The organism is Rhizobium sp. PP-CC-3G-465, from assembly GCF_004343445.1.
GTDB classification, from domain to species: domain Bacteria; phylum Pseudomonadota; class Alphaproteobacteria; order Rhizobiales; family Rhizobiaceae; genus Ferranicluibacter; species Ferranicluibacter rubi.
On sequence record NZ_SLYH01000016.1, the window covers coordinates 1 to 20,148 of the forward strand.

At 57.9% G+C, this 20,148-nt stretch carries 19 protein-coding genes and 1 tRNA gene; 7 read left to right on the forward strand and 13 right to left on the reverse strand.

Annotated elements, in window-relative coordinates; all coding sequences use genetic code 11:
- Positions 1–8: 8 nt before the first annotated feature.
- Positions 9–518: a MucR family transcriptional regulator gene (locus C8J33_RS24070; protein WP_132665667.1), complete on the forward strand. Its 510-nt coding sequence runs from the start codon at positions 9–11 to the stop codon at positions 516–518.
- A 20-nt stretch (positions 519–538) separates the two neighbouring features.
- On the opposite strand, the gene C8J33_RS24075 is transcribed toward C8J33_RS24070, so the two are convergent.
- Entirely contained in the window at positions 539–1,105 is a 567-nt protein-coding gene (locus C8J33_RS24075; RefSeq protein ID WP_132665626.1) for a recombinase family protein, read from the reverse strand.
- Between the two features lie 153 nt (positions 1,106–1,258).
- On the opposite strand from C8J33_RS24075, the gene C8J33_RS24080 reads away from it, so the two are divergent.
- Positions 1,259–2,854, forward strand: coding sequence for an AAA family ATPase (locus tag C8J33_RS24080; RefSeq protein ID WP_132665627.1), 1,596 nt, complete (start codon positions 1,259–1,261; stop codon positions 2,852–2,854).
- Between the two features lie 262 nt (positions 2,855–3,116).
- Here the strand turns inward: C8J33_RS24080 and C8J33_RS24085 are convergent.
- Positions 3,117–3,190, reverse strand: a tRNA-Ser gene (locus C8J33_RS24085).
- Positions 3,191–3,456: 266 nt separating this feature from the next.
- Here C8J33_RS24085 and C8J33_RS24090 point away from each other — a divergent pair.
- Positions 3,457–3,918 (forward strand): hypothetical protein, encoded by a 462-nt coding sequence (locus C8J33_RS24090; RefSeq protein WP_132665628.1) that lies wholly within the window; start codon positions 3,457–3,459, stop codon positions 3,916–3,918.
- A gap of 111 nt (positions 3,919–4,029) precedes the next feature.
- On the opposite strand, the gene C8J33_RS24095 is transcribed toward C8J33_RS24090, so the two are convergent.
- Together C8J33_RS24095 and C8J33_RS24100 are read right to left on the reverse strand one after the other, a co-directional pair.
- Positions 4,030–4,449: a hypothetical protein gene (locus tag C8J33_RS24095; RefSeq protein ID WP_132665629.1), complete on the reverse strand. Its 420-nt coding sequence runs from the start codon at positions 4,447–4,449 to the stop codon at positions 4,030–4,032.
- Positions 4,450–4,641: 192 nt separating this feature from the next.
- Complete coding sequence (locus tag C8J33_RS24100) at positions 4,642–5,532, reverse strand: MobA/MobL family protein (protein WP_132665630.1); 891 nt, start codon at positions 5,530–5,532, stop codon at positions 4,642–4,644.
- A 219-nt stretch (positions 5,533–5,751) separates the two neighbouring features.
- On the opposite strand from C8J33_RS24100, the gene C8J33_RS24105 reads away from it, so the two are divergent.
- Genes C8J33_RS24105 through C8J33_RS24115 form a run of 3 tightly spaced genes read left to right on the forward strand, consistent with a single transcriptional unit; the run spans position 5,752 to position 9,640 of the window.
- A complete protein-coding gene (locus C8J33_RS24105; RefSeq protein ID WP_132665631.1) occupies positions 5,752–6,729 on the forward strand; it encodes a hypothetical protein in 978 nt (325 codons plus the stop codon).
- The gene (locus tag C8J33_RS24110; RefSeq protein WP_132665632.1) at positions 6,726–8,468 is read left to right on the forward strand and encodes a type IV secretory system conjugative DNA transfer family protein; all 1,743 of its coding nucleotides are present in this window, start codon (positions 6,726–6,728) and stop codon (positions 8,466–8,468) included. The genes C8J33_RS24105 and C8J33_RS24110 overlap by 4 nt, the downstream gene beginning before the upstream one ends.
- Entirely contained in the window at positions 8,468–9,640 is a 1,173-nt protein-coding gene (locus C8J33_RS24115) for a DUF4189 domain-containing protein (protein WP_132665633.1), read from the forward strand. The genes C8J33_RS24110 and C8J33_RS24115 overlap by 1 nt, the downstream gene beginning before the upstream one ends.
- A gap of 54 nt (positions 9,641–9,694) precedes the next feature.
- Here C8J33_RS24115 and C8J33_RS24120 read toward each other — a convergent pair whose 3' ends face one another.
- A complete protein-coding gene (locus tag C8J33_RS24120; protein WP_132665634.1) occupies positions 9,695–10,549 on the reverse strand; it encodes a hypothetical protein in 855 nt (284 codons plus the stop codon).
- A gap of 82 nt (positions 10,550–10,631) precedes the next feature.
- Between C8J33_RS24120 and C8J33_RS24125 the strand changes: the two genes are divergently transcribed.
- Entirely contained in the window at positions 10,632–11,579 is a 948-nt protein-coding gene (locus C8J33_RS24125; RefSeq protein WP_132665635.1) for a hypothetical protein, read from the forward strand.
- 31 nt (positions 11,580–11,610) lie between these two features.
- Here C8J33_RS24125 and C8J33_RS24130 read toward each other — a convergent pair whose 3' ends face one another.
- From C8J33_RS24130 to C8J33_RS24170, 8 genes are all read right to left on the reverse strand, one after another.
- The gene (locus C8J33_RS24130; protein WP_132665636.1) at positions 11,611–11,952 is read right to left on the reverse strand and encodes a DUF3768 domain-containing protein; all 342 of its coding nucleotides are present in this window, start codon (positions 11,950–11,952) and stop codon (positions 11,611–11,613) included.
- Entirely contained in the window at positions 11,952–12,143 is a 192-nt protein-coding gene (locus C8J33_RS24135; RefSeq protein ID WP_132665637.1) for a hypothetical protein, read from the reverse strand. Before C8J33_RS24135 ends, C8J33_RS24130 begins: the two co-directional genes overlap by 1 nt.
- Positions 12,140–12,346, reverse strand: coding sequence for a hypothetical protein (locus C8J33_RS24140; protein WP_132665638.1), 207 nt, complete (start codon positions 12,344–12,346; stop codon positions 12,140–12,142). The genes C8J33_RS24135 and C8J33_RS24140 overlap by 4 nt, the downstream gene beginning before the upstream one ends.
- A 356-nt stretch (positions 12,347–12,702) precedes the next feature.
- Complete coding sequence (locus C8J33_RS24145) at positions 12,703–13,281, reverse strand: Fic/DOC family protein (protein ID WP_132665639.1); 579 nt, start codon at positions 13,279–13,281, stop codon at positions 12,703–12,705.
- A 310-nt stretch (positions 13,282–13,591) separates the two neighbouring features.
- Positions 13,592–14,872, reverse strand: a complete 1,281-nt coding sequence (gene repC / locus C8J33_RS24155; protein WP_132665641.1) for a plasmid replication protein RepC — start codon at positions 14,870–14,872, stop codon at positions 13,592–13,594.
- Between the two features lie 155 nt (positions 14,873–15,027).
- Positions 15,028–16,020, reverse strand: a complete 993-nt coding sequence (gene repB, locus C8J33_RS24160) for a plasmid partitioning protein RepB (RefSeq protein WP_132665642.1) — start codon at positions 16,018–16,020, stop codon at positions 15,028–15,030.
- Between the two features lie 74 nt (positions 16,021–16,094).
- Positions 16,095–17,297 (reverse strand): plasmid partitioning protein RepA, encoded by a 1,203-nt coding sequence (gene repA / locus C8J33_RS24165; RefSeq protein WP_132665643.1) that lies wholly within the window; start codon positions 17,295–17,297, stop codon positions 16,095–16,097.
- Between the two features lie 368 nt (positions 17,298–17,665).
- Positions 17,666–19,600 carry a ParB/RepB/Spo0J family partition protein gene (locus C8J33_RS24170; RefSeq protein ID WP_132665644.1) on the reverse strand — a complete coding sequence of 645 codons (1,935 nt, stop codon included), beginning with the start codon at positions 19,598–19,600 and terminating at the stop codon, positions 17,666–17,668.
- Positions 19,601–20,148: the final 548 nt, after the last annotated feature.

Genomic DNA, 20,148 nt, shown 5'->3' on the forward strand with positions numbered 1-20,148 from the left:
AGAACAAAATGCTCGACAACCCGCCCGGTGATGATCCGGTCATCACGCTGACCGCCCGGATTGTCGCGGCCTACGTCACGAAACACAAGCTGCCGGCGGACCAGCTTCCGGGCTTGATTGGCCAGGTCCATGCCTCCCTCGGTGGTCTTGGCAATGCCCCCGAGCCCGAGCAACCTGCAGACAAGCCTGTTCCGGCTGTCCCGATCCGCAAGTCAGTCCATGACGACTATCTGATCTGCCTGGAAGACGGCAAAAAATTCAAAACTCTCAAGCGGCATCTGCAGGTTCATTACGCTATGACACCTGACGAGTACCGCGAAAAGTGGGGGCTTCCGAAAGAGTACCCCATGACCGCACCCGCTTACGGCGCAAGGCGCTCGGAACTGGCCCGGTCACTGGGCCTGGGCCACATCCGATCAGCAAAAGCCGTATCGGAACCTGGAGCTACCGGCACGAGTGAACCCGTCGAGGAAAAGCCTGCCAAGCGGCCCCGCAAGCGGCGCAGTTCTCAAACCTAATCTGGTCACGTCCAACTTACTCACACCGGTGGCCGAAGGCGCTGGATGGTCATGTGGCTGACATTGTACGAGCGGGCGATATCGGTCAGCGGTTCGCCGCTGGCTTTGCGTTCAAGCGCCTCGGCCTGCTGGGCGGGCGTGAGTTTGAACGGTCGTCCCATGCGCTTCGTTGAACGGGCGCGGCCCTCGGCCGTCCGGCTGGCGATCAACTCCCGCTCGATCTCGGCCAAGCCGCCGAGGATTGCCAGATACATCCGGCCGGAACTCGTGGATGTGTCAGCCAAGGGCTGCGCCAAGTCGCGAAAGTTGGCGCCGGCATCGACGATCTGGCTGACGATCCGGAACATCTGGAAAATCGAGCGGGCGAGGCGGTCGGTCCGCGTGACCACGACGAGATCGCCCTCGCGCAGGTTCTTCAGCATCTTCACCAGCTGCTTGCGATCGTCGCGGGCGCCACTGGCCTTCTCTTGATAGATCACCTCGCACCCCGCTGCCTCCAGTTGCTCAAGCTGGGCCTCCAGGGTCTGACCCACGGTGCTAACGCGGGCATAGCCAACAAGACGGAGGGGAGGGGCTGTTTTGTTCATGACTTATGTTCAGTGCAAGGCGTTGTTTTGGCAAGTCGGACAAGCTAGAACATAAATCTTGATTTATGCACTAAGCAAGCGACTCCACTAACCACTTGGCGATTCTCCTTCCAACCGATAGTTTCTCAGCGCTTTCTAGGGGAGAGGGACAATTTGCGTATTTCTAGCATAAGGCTGAATGGCTTCCGCCGTTTTGTAAATTTAGAGATCAAAAACATTCCCAGCAGCGCCAAATTGGTCGTGCTGGCGGGACCAAACGGATCAGGCAAGTCTTCTCTCTTCGACGCGATGCTCCTCAGGCATCGAATAGATTCATCGTACGGGTGGTCGGGAGACGTCGGGTACTACAATCGCCCGGATAACCCTGCAGCCGCTGTCGAAAACAAGATTGCTGTAACCACCCACAGCGGTATGCTCTTAGGCCGCGGCACGTTCTATGTAAGGACTGCCTATCGTAACGATCCCGAGTTTTCCCATACGAGCCTGTCTCGACAGAATGACATTCTCGACACGGTCGTCCTGAACAAGTTGATCGAGACCGACGCAACCGTCTCGGCCAACTATACCCGCTTGGCGTCGCAAGCTATGGAGGATGTCTTCGTCAACGAGCCTGGGACGACCACCTTCACCGAATATAGAGATCGTCTGCTCGGTGAAACAAGAGATCCGATGAACCGGCTGTTCCCGGACCTAATGTTTGTGGGTATTGGCAATCCCCTAAACAGTGGGACATTCAGGTTCGATAAGGGGTCGGCGAAGAACTTCGAGTATCGGAGCCTCTCCGGCGGCGAGAAGGCCAGCTTCGACCTGATGCTGGACATCGTCGTCAAGAGGAAAAGCTACGCAGACGCGATCTACTGCATCGACGAGCCAGAGACGCACATGAATACCAGACTTCAGGGCGCGCTTCTCGAAGAACTCATAAATCTTGTTCCACAAGAATCGCAGCTCTGGATCGCGTCACATTCAATCGGAATGATGAGGAAGGCTCGAGAACTCTACGACGCCGACCCTACCTCCGTCGCCTTCCTCGATTTCGGCAACCAGGACTTCGACCAAACCACAGTCATCGAACCCACCAAGCCGACCCGAGCATTCTGGGCCGATGTCCTTCACGTGGCGCTCGACGACTTGGCATCGCTGGTGGCCCCTTCCGAGGTCGTAATCTGCGAGGGCAACCCGGCGGGTCCGATTCCTGGCAAGAATGCCGAGCACGACGCGCGCATCTACACCATCATTTTTGCTGACGAGTTCTCCGACGTCACATTCGTGGCAGCTGGAAACTCTAAGGAAGTGGAAGGAGACTTCCTTGGCCTCGCTGCAGCGTTGCCGAAGATCGCTGCTGGCATGCGCGTCAAGCGTCTTATCGACCGAGACGATCACGCGGACGCTGACATCGCCGATCTCCAGTCCAAGGGAATTACAGTGCTGAGCCGTCGACACCTCGAGTCCTATCTTTGGGACGATGAAGTATTGACCGCTCTCTGCGACAGTTTGGGCAAATCTGCCGATCTACAACAGGTGTTGGCGATTAAGACGCAGGCCGTTGCCGACAGCGTCGTCCGAGGCAATCTAGCGGATGACATCAAGAAGACGATTGGGTCTATCCATGAGAAGGTGAAGCGGCTTCTCCAAATACCTCAATCCGGTAACGATGCTGCCGCGTTCGGTCGAAACACGTTAGCACCACTCGTTAAACCCGGAACGGCTGTGTACGCAGACCTGAAGCGTGACATCTTTGGCACGTAACGACGGACGCAAGAAAACACGGTTGGAACTTAGTCAATGCGGCTAGACACTGGCGTGTGTCCGCTTCCGGGAATATTTTTTGCGGCGCAGTACCACTGAAATGGACGCGTTGCCGCCGACACTCGTTGACCAGGTAGAAAACGGCTATCCGTCTTATCCGCCAAAACCTGCTAGTCCGTAATCCACCCATCGCGACAGTTCCATAATGGCGATTTATGCCACAAATGAGGAAGGGCGCTCGACCCAACCGGGGAGCGCTCTTCAATACATGGGGAGATTCGAACTCCCGACCCGCCGATTAGTAGTCGGCCGATCTATCCACTGATCTACATGTTCAAGACCTAGATAAGTATATCATCAAAGGTTATCAAGTAGGACGTTCTGAAAATCGTCGCCATTTCAGCGTTTCATAATTCACGAATTTTGCAATATGCGGAATTCTGAATTTTTTAATATTTTGATAACTAATTTTAACTGCATTTTATTGACTGAAAACCGGTTCTTTGCCGAAACGGCACAGTGACCATCGCGGCCGCGTTACGCTCATAATTCGTGAATTTTGATAATCGAGTGGGGCGTCTGTCACTCTCGGGAGCCTCACCTTGCTCAAGCAAAAGAACCGCATAACACGCCTGTGTGGCCTGTTCATTCTGTCACTCGTTATAACTGGCTGCGGCCCTTCAGAGCCCGCTAACAGTCAGCCAACAAACGAAAACGCACCATCAGCGTCCGACCCCGCACCTGCTGACATCGAGGCGGCATTCCGGGCACAGATGACCAAGAGCCGAAAGATTCAATCCGAAAGGATTGGCTTGCCCATCGGGGCCAAGATTACCTGGGATGATTTGCTGGTTGTAAGGCAGCAATGCTATAAATCGTTTAACAGCAAGGAATCTCCGCAGGATTACATGTGTGCGATAGCTTGGGCGTTCAAAGGCGGCTCGCAAACCCCGGTTGATACTTTCCGTATGTGGAAAAATGAACTCGGAGATTGGAATATGAAACCATTGGCGTTTGACGAACAGCGAAAGGTGCTGGAAACCGTTGGATGGTCGCTTAACTAGTCTGGCACAGAAAGCCATGTATGAAAAAAGGCGGGGTTTCCCTTATGGCATCCCCGGTCAGCTTGCCTTGCAGATTCTCGGAATGCGTTGGGCCACGCGCCGACCTTCTTCTTAGGAAAAGTCGATCCCGTCTTTGCCCCTTGCCAGGCCGCTAGATCGCCCGCTGTCTGCCAAGGATCTTTCGAGTGCGAGCAATTTGTTATCGGCTTCCAGCGTCTCTTTAACGAGACCGGGAAGCTGGAGGACAATCTCTTTTGAGAGTTTTTTATCTCTCATTCCCTGCAACGACAGAGCGTCACCAGAACCGAAATGGCCCTTCATGGCGCCGAAGTGGTTTGGGTCCTGTTCCAGTTTGGTAACCAGAGCGCCGTCTCCGTGCTTCCGCGAATAGTCCATCATACTGGACAAAGCGTTTCTCGGGTTCGCGTAGACGTTCTTAGCGGCGATGATGGTTTCCTGCCGCTTCACGTCAACATCCGCTTGCGCCTTTATCACTCGGCTCTGGAGTTCTTTCTTCACATCATCATTCATTTGACACCTTCGGAATACGACATTACATTAGCTAATGCTTACATTAATTCGCTTTATTCGTACCTTACTCCGTGAGATCGCCGGTATTTTCATCAGCCCTAAAAAGCACCCAACACTCACGATGGAGGACATGAAGAGCTTCCAGACCTCCAACCGCAAACCTCACGAGCGGCATTGACCTTAGCAGTTGGTCTAAAGGCCGCCGTAGCCCTCATCGCGTGACCGCATCGGCGTGATGCCGTCGGGCCCGTATTCAAGCACGGCATGCAGTCGCCGGAGCTCTCGCATGTCGCGCGCCAGAGCGTCCTGGTCGATCGCGTCCCAATACTCCCGCTCCCCCCCTAGCTGACGTGTCGCCAGCATATTGCTGCGCCGGATATGGATATTGTGCTCCAGCCGAAGTCGCCCCTTATCGATGGCTGGATAGGCCACAGTACGCTGGCGCGTATGAGCCTGACAATGGTTGCGCACCGTTCGATCCCGGGACGCCAGACGCCGATTTTGATGGATCAGTTGCTTGGAACGGACACCTACATGAATGGTCGGGCGGCGGCTCTTGCCTTGTGCCTGCAGAGTTCTCCGGTCAACCCGTTCTCTCCGATCGGCTCGCGCCAAAGCTGCATTGGTATGACTTTCCCAAAGCACGCGAAGCCGTTCGGTACTGCCTTTCTCGGACGTCTCGAAGACGCGCTTACCGGTCTGGACATCGCGGTCGCAGATGAGCAGGTGACAATGCGGGTTCTTCGCATCCTTGCGTTTATCATGGAATGCGGCGAACCAAGATGCTCGCCCTCCCGTCACCGCCTCAGCAAACTCCCTGACCAGGGTGACTCGTTGATCTGCGCTAAGTTCGCGAGGTAAAGCAAGCATGAGCTTATCGGCGACGCGGCCGTTCTTACGCAGACGATCCTCCGCGTGCTTCAGAAATGCCACCGCCTTATCCTTGTCGACCGGCATTCGTCCTGCCTCGGCGCGAGAGACGGCACGTTCGCGCGTGATGTATTTGATATGAGCGCCGGCCGTATGAGGCTCGGTCTGCGTGGCCTTCCCGATCGAACTATGATGCAAGCTGTAAATTGCCACACCGTTCTCCACGATCTAACGGGTTTCCCAAACCCATAAGTGCGCACTATACCAGCCAGAGTACTAGACGCTTGGGAAAGCGCAACGGTCCACGACACGCCGACCGCGTAGCCATCCGCCGCAGCCTGTCGGGAAAAGGGGCCAAATCCAGGGACGCCGATGCTTGACGCATGGGGATCGCCGTGGAAGAAATATGGCGGGGACAAACTCGGGGGTTGCATGCCGGACAACGTCGTTGCGTGGCTAGTGGCGGCCATCATAGCGGTTACCGCGTACCTCAATCGCGGCCGCGTCAGATCATGGTTTCATCGCCCCCGCCACCACGCGATGCCCGAACCGCCTGCGCCGGTTATTCAGCCGCCACAAAAGGCGGAACAGGCGGAACCTGCCATAGAACTCGCGCCGCCTGACTACGGCAACATCCGGCCCGTCTGGGGGGAGGAAACGGATCCGACGGAGTTTTCGTCTGAGGTCCATGAGTTCCCGGAATACCGACCGCCTGTGACCCGGTTCGAGGACTTCAATCGCAGGCTGTTCATCCTCCATCCCGGCACCAACGCGAAGGAGGCCTGGCCGAACACCACGACCGACGACTATCCGACCAAAATTCACAACGTCTCCAGCTCGGCCGTTGTGGCGCAAATCCGTTTGCGGCTGCGTCCGCGCTATACGGTGCTGTTCGACGCCTACGGGCACTGGGCGTATGCGTCCCGCCAGCTTGAACAGAATCCGGATTATACCGACGAGTATGTCGAGACCTACCTGGCGATGCCAGAAGCCGAGCGCCCGGTGGTCGTGTCCGTTCACACTGCCGACAAAGACGGTCGTTTCATCTTCATGCGGTATGGCTTCGAGAATTTTCCGATCACGCACTACGGCCTGCGATTCCATTTGAAGGCTTGCCTAATCGCCCTATTCAAGGCTTTGACGGGTCCTCGGGAACAGTGGCTTTGGTTTTCGGTGGCGCGCATGCGCCAGACCGTCATCTGGACCTTCCAGCTGGATGAGGCGCAGCGGCTTGCGAATGAAGCTAATAGTTATCTTGAACAGCAAGCAATCCAGGCCAAGAAAGACAACGAGGAGAAGAACCGGTTTCTGGCCTTGTGGCAGCACCGGATTCAGTTTGATGCCGAACGGGCCGCTCCTGACACTCTACCCCCGTCTGATGCGCCAACCACGCCGGAGACGCCCCGATGAGCGGCTCCCTCCTCACGTCGCAGGCCGAAGAGCAGGTCGCCCTGTGGCGAGACTATTGGAGTAGCCGCTGGCATCATCCTGTTCTATGGCCGAAGCATCGTCTGTCGTGCTTCATCACCGCGGAGCTTGCGCGTAACGACGTCAGCGACAACGGCGATCCGCTGGTGTCGGATTTCCCGCGTGGTCGCCGCCCTTTTCTCGGCATCCTGACCAATTCGGGATCCGGCGGCACTTCGCCGGTAAGCGGGGCACTGGAGTACAACGACGACGGCCACCTCCTGACGATCGCGCCGACCCGGTCCGGCAAGGGTGCGGCCCAGATCATTCCCAACCTTCTGCTGTATGCCGGCAGTTGCCTGGTAATCGATATCAAAGGAGAGAACCACAAGGTCACTCACAAGCACCGGCAGACCTTTTTCGACGGCGCCAGCGTTCTGAAGTTTGCGCCTTTTGACGACGACACCAACCACTATAATCCGCTGGATTTCATTCGGGTAAAGGAGGATGGCAGCCCCTCATCCTATACCTTCGACGATGCGCGCCTGCTGTCGGAAATGCTGGTCGGCAGTCGCGCCAACGAGACCTTCTGGGACATCGAGGCGCGGAACCTCCTCACCATGCTCCTGCTGTACGTGGCAACGCGTTATCAGCCCGGGCATTATGACCGGGTGATGGGCCGGGTGGTCGAGCTTCTGTTTCCTGTGCTCTCTCCAGATGACGACGACACAACGTCGCCGTTCGTGAAAACGACGGATGCCATCAAGCTATGGGCCGACCAGTGTAACGATAAAATCTTAGGCGCGATGGTCACGCAGTCGATCGAGCACGAGGACAAGGTCCGTGCCGGCATCCTGTCGACCTGCCGATCGGCGATGAGTATCTGGCTGTCGGAGCGTCTCCAGAACGCGACGCAGGAAAGCGATTTCCGCTTTTCCGATCTGAAGCGCTCGATGTGCCGTCCAGAAAATGACGATCCCGCACCAACCACGCTTTACGTCATGATACCGGCTGAATACCTGAAAGAGTATCGTTCGGTCCTGCGCATGATCGTCGGACTTGCTGCCGTTGAGATGACACGCTCCAACGACTGGTCAGACCCAGCCCATGTCGAGGCGGGCTGGCGGACCAAACCGCCCTGCCCGGTCCTGTTCCTGCTCGACGAGTTTCCGTCGCTCGGGCATATGGCCCCGATTGAACAGGGTATGGCCTATCTCGCCGGTTACGGGGTACAGATCTGGACCTTTGCCCAAAGCCTCGGGCAGCTGAAGGAAATCTACAAGGAAAACTGGAGCACCTTCGTGTCGAATGCCGGCGCGTCCTGCTACTTCGGTATGGCCGATCCGGATATTTGCGACTTCCTCTCCCAACAGCTTGGCAAGACCGGCGAGTATGCCATGCGTTATTTCACGGCCTCGGGGAGTCAGAGCTACACTCTCGGTTCCAGCTCCAGCGACACGTCTGGTAGCAGCCGCAATCACAGCTGGGGCAGCGGCGGCGGCGGCATGGGAAATACAGTGGGAACATCCGATGGAACCTCTGCCTCCGAAAGCAGGTCAAAGACCTTTGCGGAACAGATCCGTTACAAGGACGATCCGGTGGCGACGTCCAGCGACTTGCGCGCCATGCCGCAGGGATCGCAAATCGTTTTGCTGCGTCACAAGCTACCGGCGATCGCAAGCCTGCTGCCATTTTACGAATGCGAGCTTTTCACCTCTCTCTATGACACCTGGAGGCCGTGATGGGCATAACAGTCCGACTGGACACTGCCACGGGTGAAGCCGTGCTCACCCTTGCCACTGCGCTTCCTGCCGGTCGCACATTGCGTCTTGCACTCGTTGACCTGAAACGGAAACGATACCTGACGCCCTCAGGGTGGGTTGCGGGAAGAAAGACGCTTTTGGAGGTTACGCCTCAAAACGAGCAAACGCATCTCGTGATAGATGCGGCAATAGCAGCTCGTGTTCTTCCAGCAAGCGAGCTTATGCTCGAAGAAATTAACATCAATTTGCGCGAGCGTTTTGTGTGGCCCAGCCCACCTGTAACCCCGCCCGTCATTGTTCCTGTCGAGGCTGAAGTCGCACCGGCGCCGTCGGCAGCACCTGCCGATAGCCCGACGCTAACCCCTCCCCTACCCCGGCAGGTGCATGCCGGGTTGGCCTTGTGCGCGGGGGTAGCCATAGGGGCTGTCGTCGGTTTCATGGCTTTACAGCTCCGTCCTGCCGCTGCTGTTTTGCCGCCGGTTCCGCAGGCCCAAGCCGTTCCCCGAGATAACAGCGCTTCTACGGTTCCCAGCCCTGAAAGTCTTGAGGTCATGCGCAATAAGCTCAAGTCTCAGCAGACGGCGATCCAGAACCCAACAGGACCGACATCCCAAGTGCCCACACCGGAAACGCCAAGCCGCGTTGATCAGATCGAGGAACTGAAGCGGCAGGCTGAAGCCTTAAGGCTTGATCGTGCCAACGTCGAGGCACGGGTCGCTGTTCAGGCCGAAATGCTTCAGCAGCAAGACACCGAAATCAGCGCGCTCAAACAGAGCCTCGCCACCCTTGGCGAGACGGGTTCTGTGTCCAGCCAGCCAGACCCGGCGAGCTGGCTCGCGGCCGCCGTCAGCAGCGCCGGCAGCGTCGAGAGCATAACGAACCAGCTCACTTACCAAGGCGCAGAGCTGATCGCCCTGAAACTCTGCGGCACCTCCCAAGGTTGCCAGCTGGTGGGCTCTTACGAAAACAGTTGCTTGAGCCTGAGCAGACCGGAGGGTGAAGGCGTCAGGCCGGACAACTGGTGGCAGGGAGTGGACAGCAGTTGGCAGGCGTCTGAGCACAGCTCTCTTTATGAATGCGAACGTGGTAGCCGCAAAAAATGCACAATTAGGTTCACGGCCTGCTCACCGTCCGCTTTGGCAAAGCCTTGAGGTCACCAGATCTGCTTTGCATTACGGGACACATCGGCCGATGTGGCAGCCTCATCACTCAGCGACATTGATCGCCGTCACAGCAATTATCTTGCAGTTATCCTGCTCGTCAGCTGCCGCGGCGATGATGAGATCAGGCTGTCCGCCTGCTACGAAAAAGCGTATTGTGATCCCCGCGTTGGAAATGCCGCCAAGGCCCGATAAAGAGAGCGGGTCAACCGGTTCCTTGATGTTCGAACGGCCAGCTGCGTGACGGAGGCTAGCAAGTTCAGTGTAAGGCGTAAGGGCTTTACCGCACGGCAGTTTCACGTCCGACAGGCCAGCGGCAGCAAAAGCAATCCGTTGGAGGGCTCGTGCCGAATTGATCTTATCAAACGGGAGTTCTGACAGCTTACCGAGCAGTTCAGAAACGATACCATCGGGAGCGCTTGCAACGTTGACCATCAATGTCATCGATTTACGCATATTGGCAAAATAGTTCTCGGTGGCCATCCAGTGGGGAAATTGTTCCGGCTGCTTTTTCAGATACAGGTTCTCGGCTGGCATGAAGTGCGCATTCTGAAACAGAGCGGTCGTCCCGTTGATTTTCCAGAACGTCACCAACGCAACGTCTGACACGGGATTATAAAATACTAAAAAATACCCTTGCTTTGCAAAGATCGGAAGCGACGACGCGCCTCGAAAGAAAACTCTGAGCAAGGGCGTTGCGTATTGGGCTGGCATCAGGACAGAGACCCCTGAAATCAACGCATGTGGATCTAATGGTTTAGCGTTCCCTACGAAATCTTTACGGATCAACTCACCTTGCGCGAGGAGCGTTGCAAATTCGGTATTGGCCTGAGCGTTGGCTGTATAGGAATAAGGACTGTCTCCAGCGAAGACTGCTAAAGGATAAAAGGAAAAATACATTAATATTATGGATATTAGCTGTTTTCTACCAAGAAACCACGCTATCACAGACCTGTAATTGGCTGTCCTCAAGGAGAGGTCATTGCTTCGCGAGAATAGAAAACCTCTCTGCACCATTCTGATTTTTTCTTTCATTGCATGCAGCAGGAACGCCGGTGCTGAAGATGAAGATATCCTGAAAAATGCCTCCATGGGAATTGAATTCATGGAGGATGCCGTTCCGACAAGCTTGATGTGGAAGGCAGCAAGCAAGACCGGCGGCTGGATCGCGTCCGGCATGGATATTCTCAAAGCACCTTCCCGTGTGGCGAATGGAGAAAGCCGTGGGCGGGTATTAAGCGGCATGGTGGCGTCTACCTTTGTGGAATTGCAACTTCAGGCCAAGGTTGTACCGCATGCCTTGAATCGATTTTGCAAGCAGCCAAAGGGGTATGTAGGAGGCGGCATCTGTGTTGCCGGCGTCTTGGGAGCTGTTGCGACGACTTGGAAGCTCGGCGAGATGGCGAAGGATAATGCGGAGAATGCCGCAAGCAGCATTCAGGATTTGGCCGAACATGAGGGCGAGCCCGGTCTCCGCATGACAGAACTCCTGACAAACCAGAATGGATCACTGGTGCAGATGCCGCTTTCTGGAGACATGTGCTATCGAAATGAGGGAAGCGCCGTGGACGTCCTTAAGGGTCTTGTCGGCGGAAGCGAACGTGCCAATGGCGCCTGTAAGGTAATTGACAGACAGGAATCGGCTGATTTTGTATCGATAACCAGTGAGTGCCAAGGTTACCTTAATAGCGCACCGCATGTGTTTAAAGGTACGGTCGAAGCAAAACTGACCGGCGAAGGGGGCGTAACGGTTGTGGCTATCCACGAGGACTTCGATGGCCGGATGGTACAAGAATATAGACGAGTCTATGAAGCTTGCACCTATGTTGAGCCAGATTGCAGTGAAGAAGGTCAGGCAGCATGGGTAGAGGCTCATGCGCCAGACGTCATCAACGACGAATGCGAAGCGTCTGCAGCACCAGCTCCCTGAAGCCTAAAATAGGGGCCGAAGCCCCCTGAGTTCAGTACTCACTGGCGTGCATGACGGTCAGGACGCGCCTGGTAACCTCCGGATCAGACGGGTTGGGCGAATGGTACTCCCGCTTCAGGTCGTAGTAGTCGATCTTCCAGAAGTATCTGGTGCCGTTATGCTCGAAGGCACCGAAGTCGTGCTCCCCATGGGGATCATTATCCTCGGTGAAGGCATCGAACGCGGCGACCTTGCGCAGCACATCCACGCGGTCCTGCGCGCTGAGCGCCATGATGCCGGTAGTGACGAGCATTTCACCGAGCGGTGGAAAGGGCCATTTGCGCAGCATGTCGTTAAGCTGGCGGATGCGGGTGGTTTCGAGATCTAGGGCCATTATTCGGCCTCCCCGCTGCGGAACCCATCCGTGCCAGTGTAGACGTGGCTGAAAGCTTCAAGACCTTCGGCATCGTAGAGTGCCTCGGCTTTCGGCAGCGCCTGTTGTTCGCTGGTCGACTGAACGGTGACTTCGTAGACGTCCCAGATATCGAGGAACACCCGGTACTCCCGGGTCGGGAGCGCGCTCATCGCGCGTCTCCCTTCTGGTTCTCGTCGGCTTTGGGCTTGCGGACCACAAGGCGGCCGCTCATCGGCAGGCAGGTGATCTGGATGTTGAACCCCTCGCCGTCTTCGTGCGACCAGGCTGCGCCGATTTTGGTCCAGTAGGCTTTCTTGCCCTCGCCTTCGACGTGGTAGACGGCGTGGGAGGGCTTGTTGGTTTCGGTTGTCATGAGATTTCTCCCCTTGGTTTCTCCGGCTACGTCCATCGCGGCCGGTCGGGGAGTTCAGGCGGCGGCACGCCTGAGGCGCGGTACGCGCCGCTCACGGTCAACGGGCCACACGGGAGCGCAGCGAACGGAGCGGGCAGCCCGATTGACGGGGACAGGCCACGACGCAAAACCCGACCACACCCAGGCCGAGATGACGTCAGACAGAACACGGGAACATCAACAGCCGGACACCAACCTCCCTACCCCGCCACGTCAGGCGGACTTAGAACTGGACCATGCCAGCCCTTGGCACGGCTGATGGTTCAATCCCATCCCTCGCAAGGACCCCGAGGCACGCCTGTAACCAGGGTAGCGTGTCAGGAGCTGACCAGATCGAGGATCAGTTTGCGCAGTGGGTCTTCGTCACCGCCGAAGCTGTCGATCATCGCTGCAATGACGCGGTCGCGGGCCAGTTGGTCATCATTGAACGGCAGCCCGGCCTGTTCGGCCAGCATCGACAGGAAAGCCAGTTGGGTTCGGCCATTGCCCTCACGGAACGGGTGAATGGCGTTGAGCCACGCAAGTGTCTCAGCCGCCAAAGCCGCGAATTCGGCGGGGCGCTTGTCGGCGAGGAAGCTATGGCCTTTTAGCGCTGCGAACGCGGCTTTCATCTGCTGGTCGATATGCTCCGGATAGCAAAACCAGTTGGAACCCTTGCCGATCCGGATGGTCCGCGCTGTCCCGGCCCAATCGTAGACGTCCTGGAACAGGTGGTGATGGAGGGCCATGTAATGCGGATAGTCAAACCGGCCCGCCGGCGGCGTTTCATCAGCCCGGATGAGGAACAACGCCAGTTCGGCCTCGTCAAGGTCATCTTGGCTACGCAGATCGAGCTTATTGATCAGCACGGTCGTGCCGGGATAGCACGCGGGATCCTGCTCGGCGGTATAGACCACTGCTAGGTTTTGACTTTGGTAAACTGCTGACGGACAAGCGCGCGGCGCTCGTCACCGCTTTTGTCCTTGGACTGGGTCAGTACGGCACGCATCCGCGCACTGAGACTCATACCTTCGACGGCACTGATTTTCTCCCCCCGCGTGCTCGTGAGCTTGCTTGGCTGAGTGATCCGTCCAGTTTGAGAAGGCTGCTTTTTCATAAGCTGAAATTACCTGACCTATTTGGGGACTGCAACATTTTCCTAAGGCCTCTCCTGCCTGCGACGTCCGCAGCGATGCGGATTCTTAATCGCTTCCGGATCCGTTGCCGTCAGCCCGCCGACCGGCTCACACTCACTGGCATTCCCTTGCCCCGCAGCAACGCCATGAGAAGCGGACCAAGTCCGAACTCACCTCGCTCCGCCCGCCTTGTCAGGTCACGGAGATACCCTCCGGCGGACGTAATGTGCCCTGCCCGCTCAAGAATGCAGGCCACGACCGTCGCAGCATTCTCCGGCCCCATCACGGCACAAGCCTCCTCGTAGGCGGAGGGGCTGATACCCAGCATCGAGCGAACGACAACCGCGGCCGCCATCAGGTCCCGCCAATTCGCCACCGCGCCGCCAGGTCCGTAATCGTCGATTTGCGGGCATGCCCGCAGCACAAGCCCGAGCGGGAAGGACTTCATGCCTGCGGGATCGACGCCTGCCCTGCGCCCAGCCTCTTTGAAAGAGTCGGGCTGCTTCGGTTCGGGATCACGGCTGTTGGTTGTCACCAGCTTCGCGCCCAGCTCTCTTTCGAGGAGCGGTTCAGATTCAAGGAGAGATTCGGTATTTGAATTCTGTATATGCCGCTCACTTTGAATGGGATTGCCGCACGTTTTTTTGCTTTCCTCAAGCAATTCCAGCCGGTTGACAACTTCGTCGCGCAGCATCTGCATTTCTTCGATCGCAGCCTCGATCTGAGATGGCGTCGGATTGCGTGAGAGGCCTGTAATAAGCGACCGCTGGTGCAGGATAACCGCGGCCCAATCTCCTGGCGCGCCCTCTTCCAGGGCCGTTTCCACGAGCTTAGACACGTCGCGACGGCACAGCGTCAGTCGCTCGCGTAGACGTTGGAGCGCTAGTCGCTCGGCGATAACCTGCGCCGCGAGACCTTCGATCTCCTCCACCCGGGCCAGCAGCGGTGCAAGCGAGAAGCCGAAAGCCTCGTCGATGTTTCCTGTTCTCCCTTTATGGGCGTAACGCTTGCCGTTCGGGCTGTCCTTGCGAACCAGCAGTCCGGCATCGATCAGGGCGGCAAGATGCCGGCGGATAGTCTGCTCGGCCATGCCGTGCGCGCGTAGCGACAGCTGCATGTTCGACGGAAAGACGACCAGGCCATGCTTCTCCGCAAGGTCGCCCTTCGGGTAAAAGCTCAATAATGCATTAAGGACGGCCAGCGCCCTATCGCTGACGCCGAGCAGCGGTCTCGCCTCGCACAACGCACGGTACAGTTTCCACTTATCGACTGCTTTGTCGGGCTCAATCTTGCGAGCTACCGCCTGACTTGCCAACATGGCAAGCGTCATCGACCGCCGCCCGAAGGGCGTCGTCACGTGTCCAGATTCCATTTTCTTCGCCTTTCATGAGGCAAAAGAATTCTGCTCACCAAAACGGTGCCAACGACTCTTGACTATGTTTCGGGGAAGTGCGAATCTCGGGGTGCTTAAATCTCGAGAGGGGCTTCCACGACGGCAACGTTCTGGGGGCCTTTTTCTTTTGCGGATCAGTCTCCTGATTTTGGTTGTTGGTGATTCTGAAACGCCTTGTAGAGCGTCTCAAGCTGCTCGGAGACAAACGCTCCGAATCCCGAAGCGTCTTTCGACGTCAGCGCGATTGTAAAAGTCCTGCCGGCATTCCGGGTCGCAACCGACACGGCTTTCTCCGCGACATCGAACTTGCGGACCGACGGTGACGTCGAAAGACGCTTCGGCTTTCGCACCGTTCTAAGCTCGTCAAGGAGCAGAGTGAACCGCCCGCCCTCATCGCAAGCCGTGTAGGTTTCCGATCTCACAAACTCTTCAGCGCGCTCTGCCTGAGCAGGAACCTGGACCAGCTTTTTCAGCTCTTCCCAACGGTCGCGGCCGACGCCTTTGGCAGCGCCAATCGCGTCAAGCACACTGCCCGGCACGGTTTCGACCACCGACAGCATGCGCGACAGCAGGGTGTCGTCGATTGAGAGTGCCGACCTTGCGACCTCCTTGCTCATGCCGCTGCCGAGTAGCTTACTGGCAAAGAGCGCTTTCTCGATAAACGTCAGATCCGCACGGGCGGTGTTTTCCTGACCCTGAGCAATGACATGGGCGATGTCCTCGAGCGGCTTCACCACCGCCCGGACAGGGATGCCGAGATCCCGCGCCGCGCGGGCGCGGCGATGGCCATAAACGATCATGTAACGCCCGGATGCATCGGGATGCGGGCGAACGAGGATCGGTGTGGACTGGCCGGACTCCCGGATCGCTTCCCGCAGCAGCACGTAATCCTCTTCGTCATCGCCGATGCGGTCAGCGACAAATGAGCCGTCGAGCAGCTCGGTATCAAGGGCAACGATCGTCTCGCCTTCGAGCATCCGCATCGAGTTCTCGGCCATCTCATCGAGCGACTGGAGCATCGAGCGGGAAGCCCCGCGGCGCGTATACTCGGTGCGCACTTCGGCGCCGGATCGCTGCGCCTCGGATTCGTCCGGTACGCGGATCGGCAGAGAGTGTTTCCTGGCCATGATGCCCTACCCTTCCCGCAACGCGTTGATCGTCATTGGCTTTCCTAGATTCTGCACGGCTGTCAAAACGGCCATCAGCGCCGCCCCCATGCTTTGTGGATCAGGTCGGTGATCTCGCCATTGACCGCGTTCAAACACTCCAGTGCGCGGTCATAAGTGCTCCGGGTGAACTGGTGCTTCTCAACCTCATAAAGCGTCTGCTTCGTGATCCCGGCATCACTGATCGCCGTGGATTTCAGCATCTGGTTCTTCAGGACTCGCGTCGAGAACATCGCCTGCATGAAGCCGACCATCTGCGCTTGTGGGCCGTCGGTCGGCTCGTAGCGCGTCACCAGATAACGGAACCAGTTCAGGTTCACCTTCGCCCCCGCTCCCCGGATGGACTCCAGGATGCCGCCGAGCATCAGCAGGAATTGGCTCATCGACATGATATCCAGCATCTGCGGATGGACGGTGATGAGGACGGACGTTGAAGCCGTCAGTGCGGTGAGCGTCAGGTAGCCAAGCTGTGGCGGGCAGTCGATCACTACCACGTCATAGCGGTCCTCAACGTCCTTCAACGCGTTCGAGATGCGTGTGAAAAACAACCTCCCCTCGGCCGAGGTCTTGCTCGTCGCCGCGAGCGGCGTCTGGTACTCATATTCTTGCAGTTCGAGGTTGGCCGGGATGATGTCGAGGCCCGGAAAATTGGTGGGCTGGATGATCTCGGTAATCGGCCTGCGCCCCTCGTCGTAACGGAGGGTCTCGAACAAAGACAGATTTTTGTCCAGCTCAGGCTGGATGCCGTGCAGCGCCGTCAGCGACGCCTGCGGATCGAGGTCGATCGCCAGGACACGGTGGCCGGTAAGGGCGAGGTACTGAGCGAGGTGAGCCGTTGTGGTGGTCTTGCCCGAACCGCCCTTGAAGTTGACCACCGAGATGATCTGCAGGCCCTCGCCCGGTCGGCGATGCGGCACGTATTTCTTGAAATCGCTGCGACCATTTTTGTCGAGGAAGCGCCGTAGCTCCATCATCTGGTCAGCGGTATAGGTGCGCCGTCCCGAACTGGTGGTGGTCGGAACCGGACCCTTGCCCTCAAGATGGAGTTTCTTGATATGGTTCTGCGTGACGCCGAGATAGTCTGCGACCTCGGCGAGCGAAAAGGACCGCAGGCCCTTCTGTGCGTCGGGCGGATACTGCTCAAGCCGCAGCATGTTGAGGTTGTCGGAGATAAGCTCTCCCTGCCGGAGAATCTCCTGGCCGAAGTCGAGCGTCTCGATCGGGGTTGCCATATTCATGTCGCTCGCATCCGGAATAACGCTTTTTCTGCCGATGGCGTCTAAGAAGCGTTATTATTAGCTGCGATTCTACCGTTTCGGCAAATTGTTTTTAGTTAACGAAAGCTTAACGTGGGAAAACCCACCGGCTCAGTGAATGGAGTAAGTTCTAAATAGCTGCTTCTGTTGTTTATTTTGCCGTTCTGCACGGCTGTCAAGCCATTCCTATCGATCTCATTTCCAACGAATAACCTGCGGGTGGGAGGGGAGTGCGAGGGGAGGGGCCATGGGGCTCCCCTCGTAGGGCAACGTCGCGCCGTCTCACAAAAGGAAAATGCCCAGCGTGATTGCCGGGCATCTGTGAAGTCCGTGGGGCGATGCCTGCGGAGCTATTCCGTTCCGAACGTTTCCGACCGAAGGATCGAAGGAAGCCAACCCTTGCCGGCGATCAGGTTTGCCGCTTCGACAACCGCTTCGGCCTTTGGGCCTTTCTCGACGCCACGTATGGCCTGAGTGGCGCAGCCGACCTCTTCCAGCACCTGCCCGATCTCCGCTTTGCTGAGGCGGGACAGAAACGCTTCGTCCGCCGTCCAGTGGTCGCGCATATCCAGTTCGATCGCCGTGGCTATACGGTCGGCATGGGCGAGACGGGCGGTGCTGCTGTCCTGCTTGCTCTTGACCGCGTTGAGATTGGCAGCAGTGACGAAGGCCAGCAGTTCAAGTAGCTTGTCGACACCCTGCTCCAGAAGCCATGCCCACAGGGCTGCGCTGTCGCCGGGGAGGATGTCTCCCCACGCCTCTTTCATGGCTTCCCAGGCACCCAACGCCCGCGACTCGCCCGGCACCTTGAGGGAGGCCGCAAGAGCGCGCTGCTGACCGATGATTTCCACTGCGGCTTCGCTGGAATAGAAGCCATGGAGAAAGATACGCCCAACTAGCGGATACAAGAGTGCCGCGAGGGCTACATGCGGTCGATGGGCGAGCTCGGTCCGCATGGCTGCCGTCCGGATAGCGGTCAGTTCCTCGACCAGTACCGCGGAGTAGCCGGTCTCGGCAGGGGTGGCGGTAGGGGAGGGGAGGGACTCAGCCTGTTCCAGATCGCCGCGACGAAGACGGTCGAGCGCGCTCTTATCCTCCGCTTTGACCAGCCCGCGAGCAACCGCCACGTCCCCGCCATGGTCAATGTAGACAAGGGCACCCGCGAAAGCCTGTTCGTCGGGACCATACGTGCGGGCGGCGTCTTGGGCGGCCCCGATCTTGTCCTCCAGTACCCTTAGTTCCGCTTCGTCTGCCTCAATGGCTTCGTCACCTTCGACGTAGGCCTCAAGCTGCTCCCGCAATGCGCTGGCCCGCTCACCCAGCGCGTCAATGGTCGCCTGCTCGTCATCCGATAGGCTGCGCACATGCGGATAGATGCGCCCGTAGTCGCACCTGTAGATTACGGAGGGATCGAGGCTCTCCTCCACCCATTTCCAGCCTTCGGCTTGGATGGCCGCCACCTCGCCGTCCAATCGGCTGATGGCCAGTTGCGTCAGCAGCGGCTGGTCAGTCAGGAAGATGCTGGTCTCGTCGGCGAAGAGATCACGGAGGATGCCGCCGCCTGCGGCCTCGTATGCTTCGATACTGACGAATTTTACAAGCCGGTCGTTGCCACGGACATGCTCATGGGTCAGCAGAGCACGTAGGTTGCGTGCGTCTCGCAGATAGGCCGGTGAGTCAAACCACGCCCCTTCCTGCGCCTCATGGCTGTCGCTGATGGCGAGGGCACGCGCCTGCTCCAGACCGAGGCCATCGTCTCGCATGACGTCCAGCAGCTTCGGGGACAGGTCGGCGAGTTTCAGCCGCTGGCGCACGGTGATGACCGATTGCCCGAACCGTGACGCGATAATCTCAACCGGCATGCCGCCTTCGGCCAGCTCGCGGAAGGCGAGGATTTCATCGACGATGTGCATGGGTTCCCGTTGCACGTTCTCGGCAAGGGATAATTCAATGTCGTTGTCTGCATGCCTGATGTTGCAAGGGATTTCGGTGTCAGAGGCCAAGCGTCCTTCGCGAGCCAGCAGACGAAGCGCTGCGAGACGCCGTGACCCTGCCACGACCTCATACTTGCCTTTCTTCCCTTGCCGAACGGTGAGATTGTGGAGGAGGCCGTGAGCCTCGATGCTGTCGGCCAGTTCCGAGACGTTCGCCGACCCGTTGACGCGCCGCACGTTGGCCTTGCTCGGCATAAGGCGGGCGAGGGGAATGGCCTGCACCTCGTTTTGAATGGTGAGCGCGACGAACGTGCCGGCATCAATCGTGTGAGACATGGTTTCGATATTCATGGGACTACCCTTCGTTTGTGTAACGGACCGGAAACAGGACCTGGTCCTGCTTCCCGGGGCCGCGCGAGTGGTGGGGCTGGAAGGGGACAACAGGACTTCGCGGGGAACCGGCTGCACGAAGCGAAGCGGAGGAAGCTGGGCGGAAGGCCTGTTTGGGGGAGAGAAGGGGCAACGCCCCTCGGCCCCCTTTCACAGGAAATGCGCCTTAAGGCTCCAAACCTCTTTCTTGGGAGAACGCGGAATTCTCGTCCACGGGGCGGGTATAGCGAGATGATCGCGGGACTGTTCTTACGCCCGATCGATGCGTGGACGGTGATCGGCCGCCTCGTTAAAGGCGTCGCCTTCTAGCGGTGGTCGTACCGGAACTTAGTCAGGCCACCGACATCAATTGAGGAAGAGATGGCAGTCAAACGTATCGCCACCAGAATTGCGGCAGCACATCCCGACAACCCTGCCGAGCCAAGTGAGCGTGAATTCTTAGGCATGATGTTGAGGAGTAGCCAGAATGAATAGCGAATTGGAGCGCCGTTACATGAAAGTTACATAAA

Excerpts from the sequence above, each read along its gene's own strand:
- repB (WP_132665642.1), bottom strand. The coding sequence starts at position 16,020 with ATGGCCAGGAAACACTCTCTGCCGATCCGCGTACCGGACGAATCCGAG.
- C8J33_RS24095 (WP_132665629.1), bottom strand. The coding sequence starts at position 4,449 with ATGAATGATGATGTGAAGAAAGAACTCCAGAGCCGAGTGATAAAGGCG.
- repA (WP_132665643.1), bottom strand. The coding sequence starts at position 17,297 with ATGAATATGGCAACCCCGATCGAGACGCTCGACTTCGGCCAGGAGATT.
- C8J33_RS24110 (WP_132665632.1), top strand. The coding sequence starts at position 6,726 with ATGAGCGGCTCCCTCCTCACGTCGCAGGCCGAAGAGCAGGTCGCCCTG.
- C8J33_RS24115 (WP_132665633.1), top strand. The coding sequence starts at position 8,468 with ATGGGCATAACAGTCCGACTGGACACTGCCACGGGTGAAGCCGTGCTC.
- C8J33_RS24140 (WP_132665638.1), bottom strand. The coding sequence starts at position 12,346 with ATGACAACCGAAACCAACAAGCCCTCCCACGCCGTCTACCACGTCGAA.
- C8J33_RS24070 (WP_132665667.1), top strand. The coding sequence starts at position 9 with ATGCTCGACAACCCGCCCGGTGATGATCCGGTCATCACGCTGACCGCC.
- repC (WP_132665641.1), bottom strand. The coding sequence starts at position 14,872 with ATGGAATCTGGACACGTGACGACGCCCTTCGGGCGGCGGTCGATGACG.
- C8J33_RS24130 (WP_132665636.1), bottom strand. The coding sequence starts at position 11,952 with ATGGCCCTAGATCTCGAAACCACCCGCATCCGCCAGCTTAACGACATG.
- C8J33_RS24105 (WP_132665631.1), top strand. The coding sequence starts at position 5,752 with ATGCCGGACAACGTCGTTGCGTGGCTAGTGGCGGCCATCATAGCGGTT.
- C8J33_RS24135 (WP_132665637.1), bottom strand. The coding sequence starts at position 12,143 with ATGAGCGCGCTCCCGACCCGGGAGTACCGGGTGTTCCTCGATATCTGG.
- C8J33_RS24075 (WP_132665626.1), bottom strand. The coding sequence starts at position 1,105 with ATGAACAAAACAGCCCCTCCCCTCCGTCTTGTTGGCTATGCCCGCGTT.
- C8J33_RS24170 (WP_132665644.1), bottom strand. The coding sequence starts at position 19,600 with ATGAATATCGAAACCATGTCTCACACGATTGATGCCGGCACGTTCGTC.
- C8J33_RS24120 (WP_132665634.1), bottom strand. The coding sequence starts at position 10,549 with ATGTATTTTTCCTTTTATCCTTTAGCAGTCTTCGCTGGAGACAGTCCT.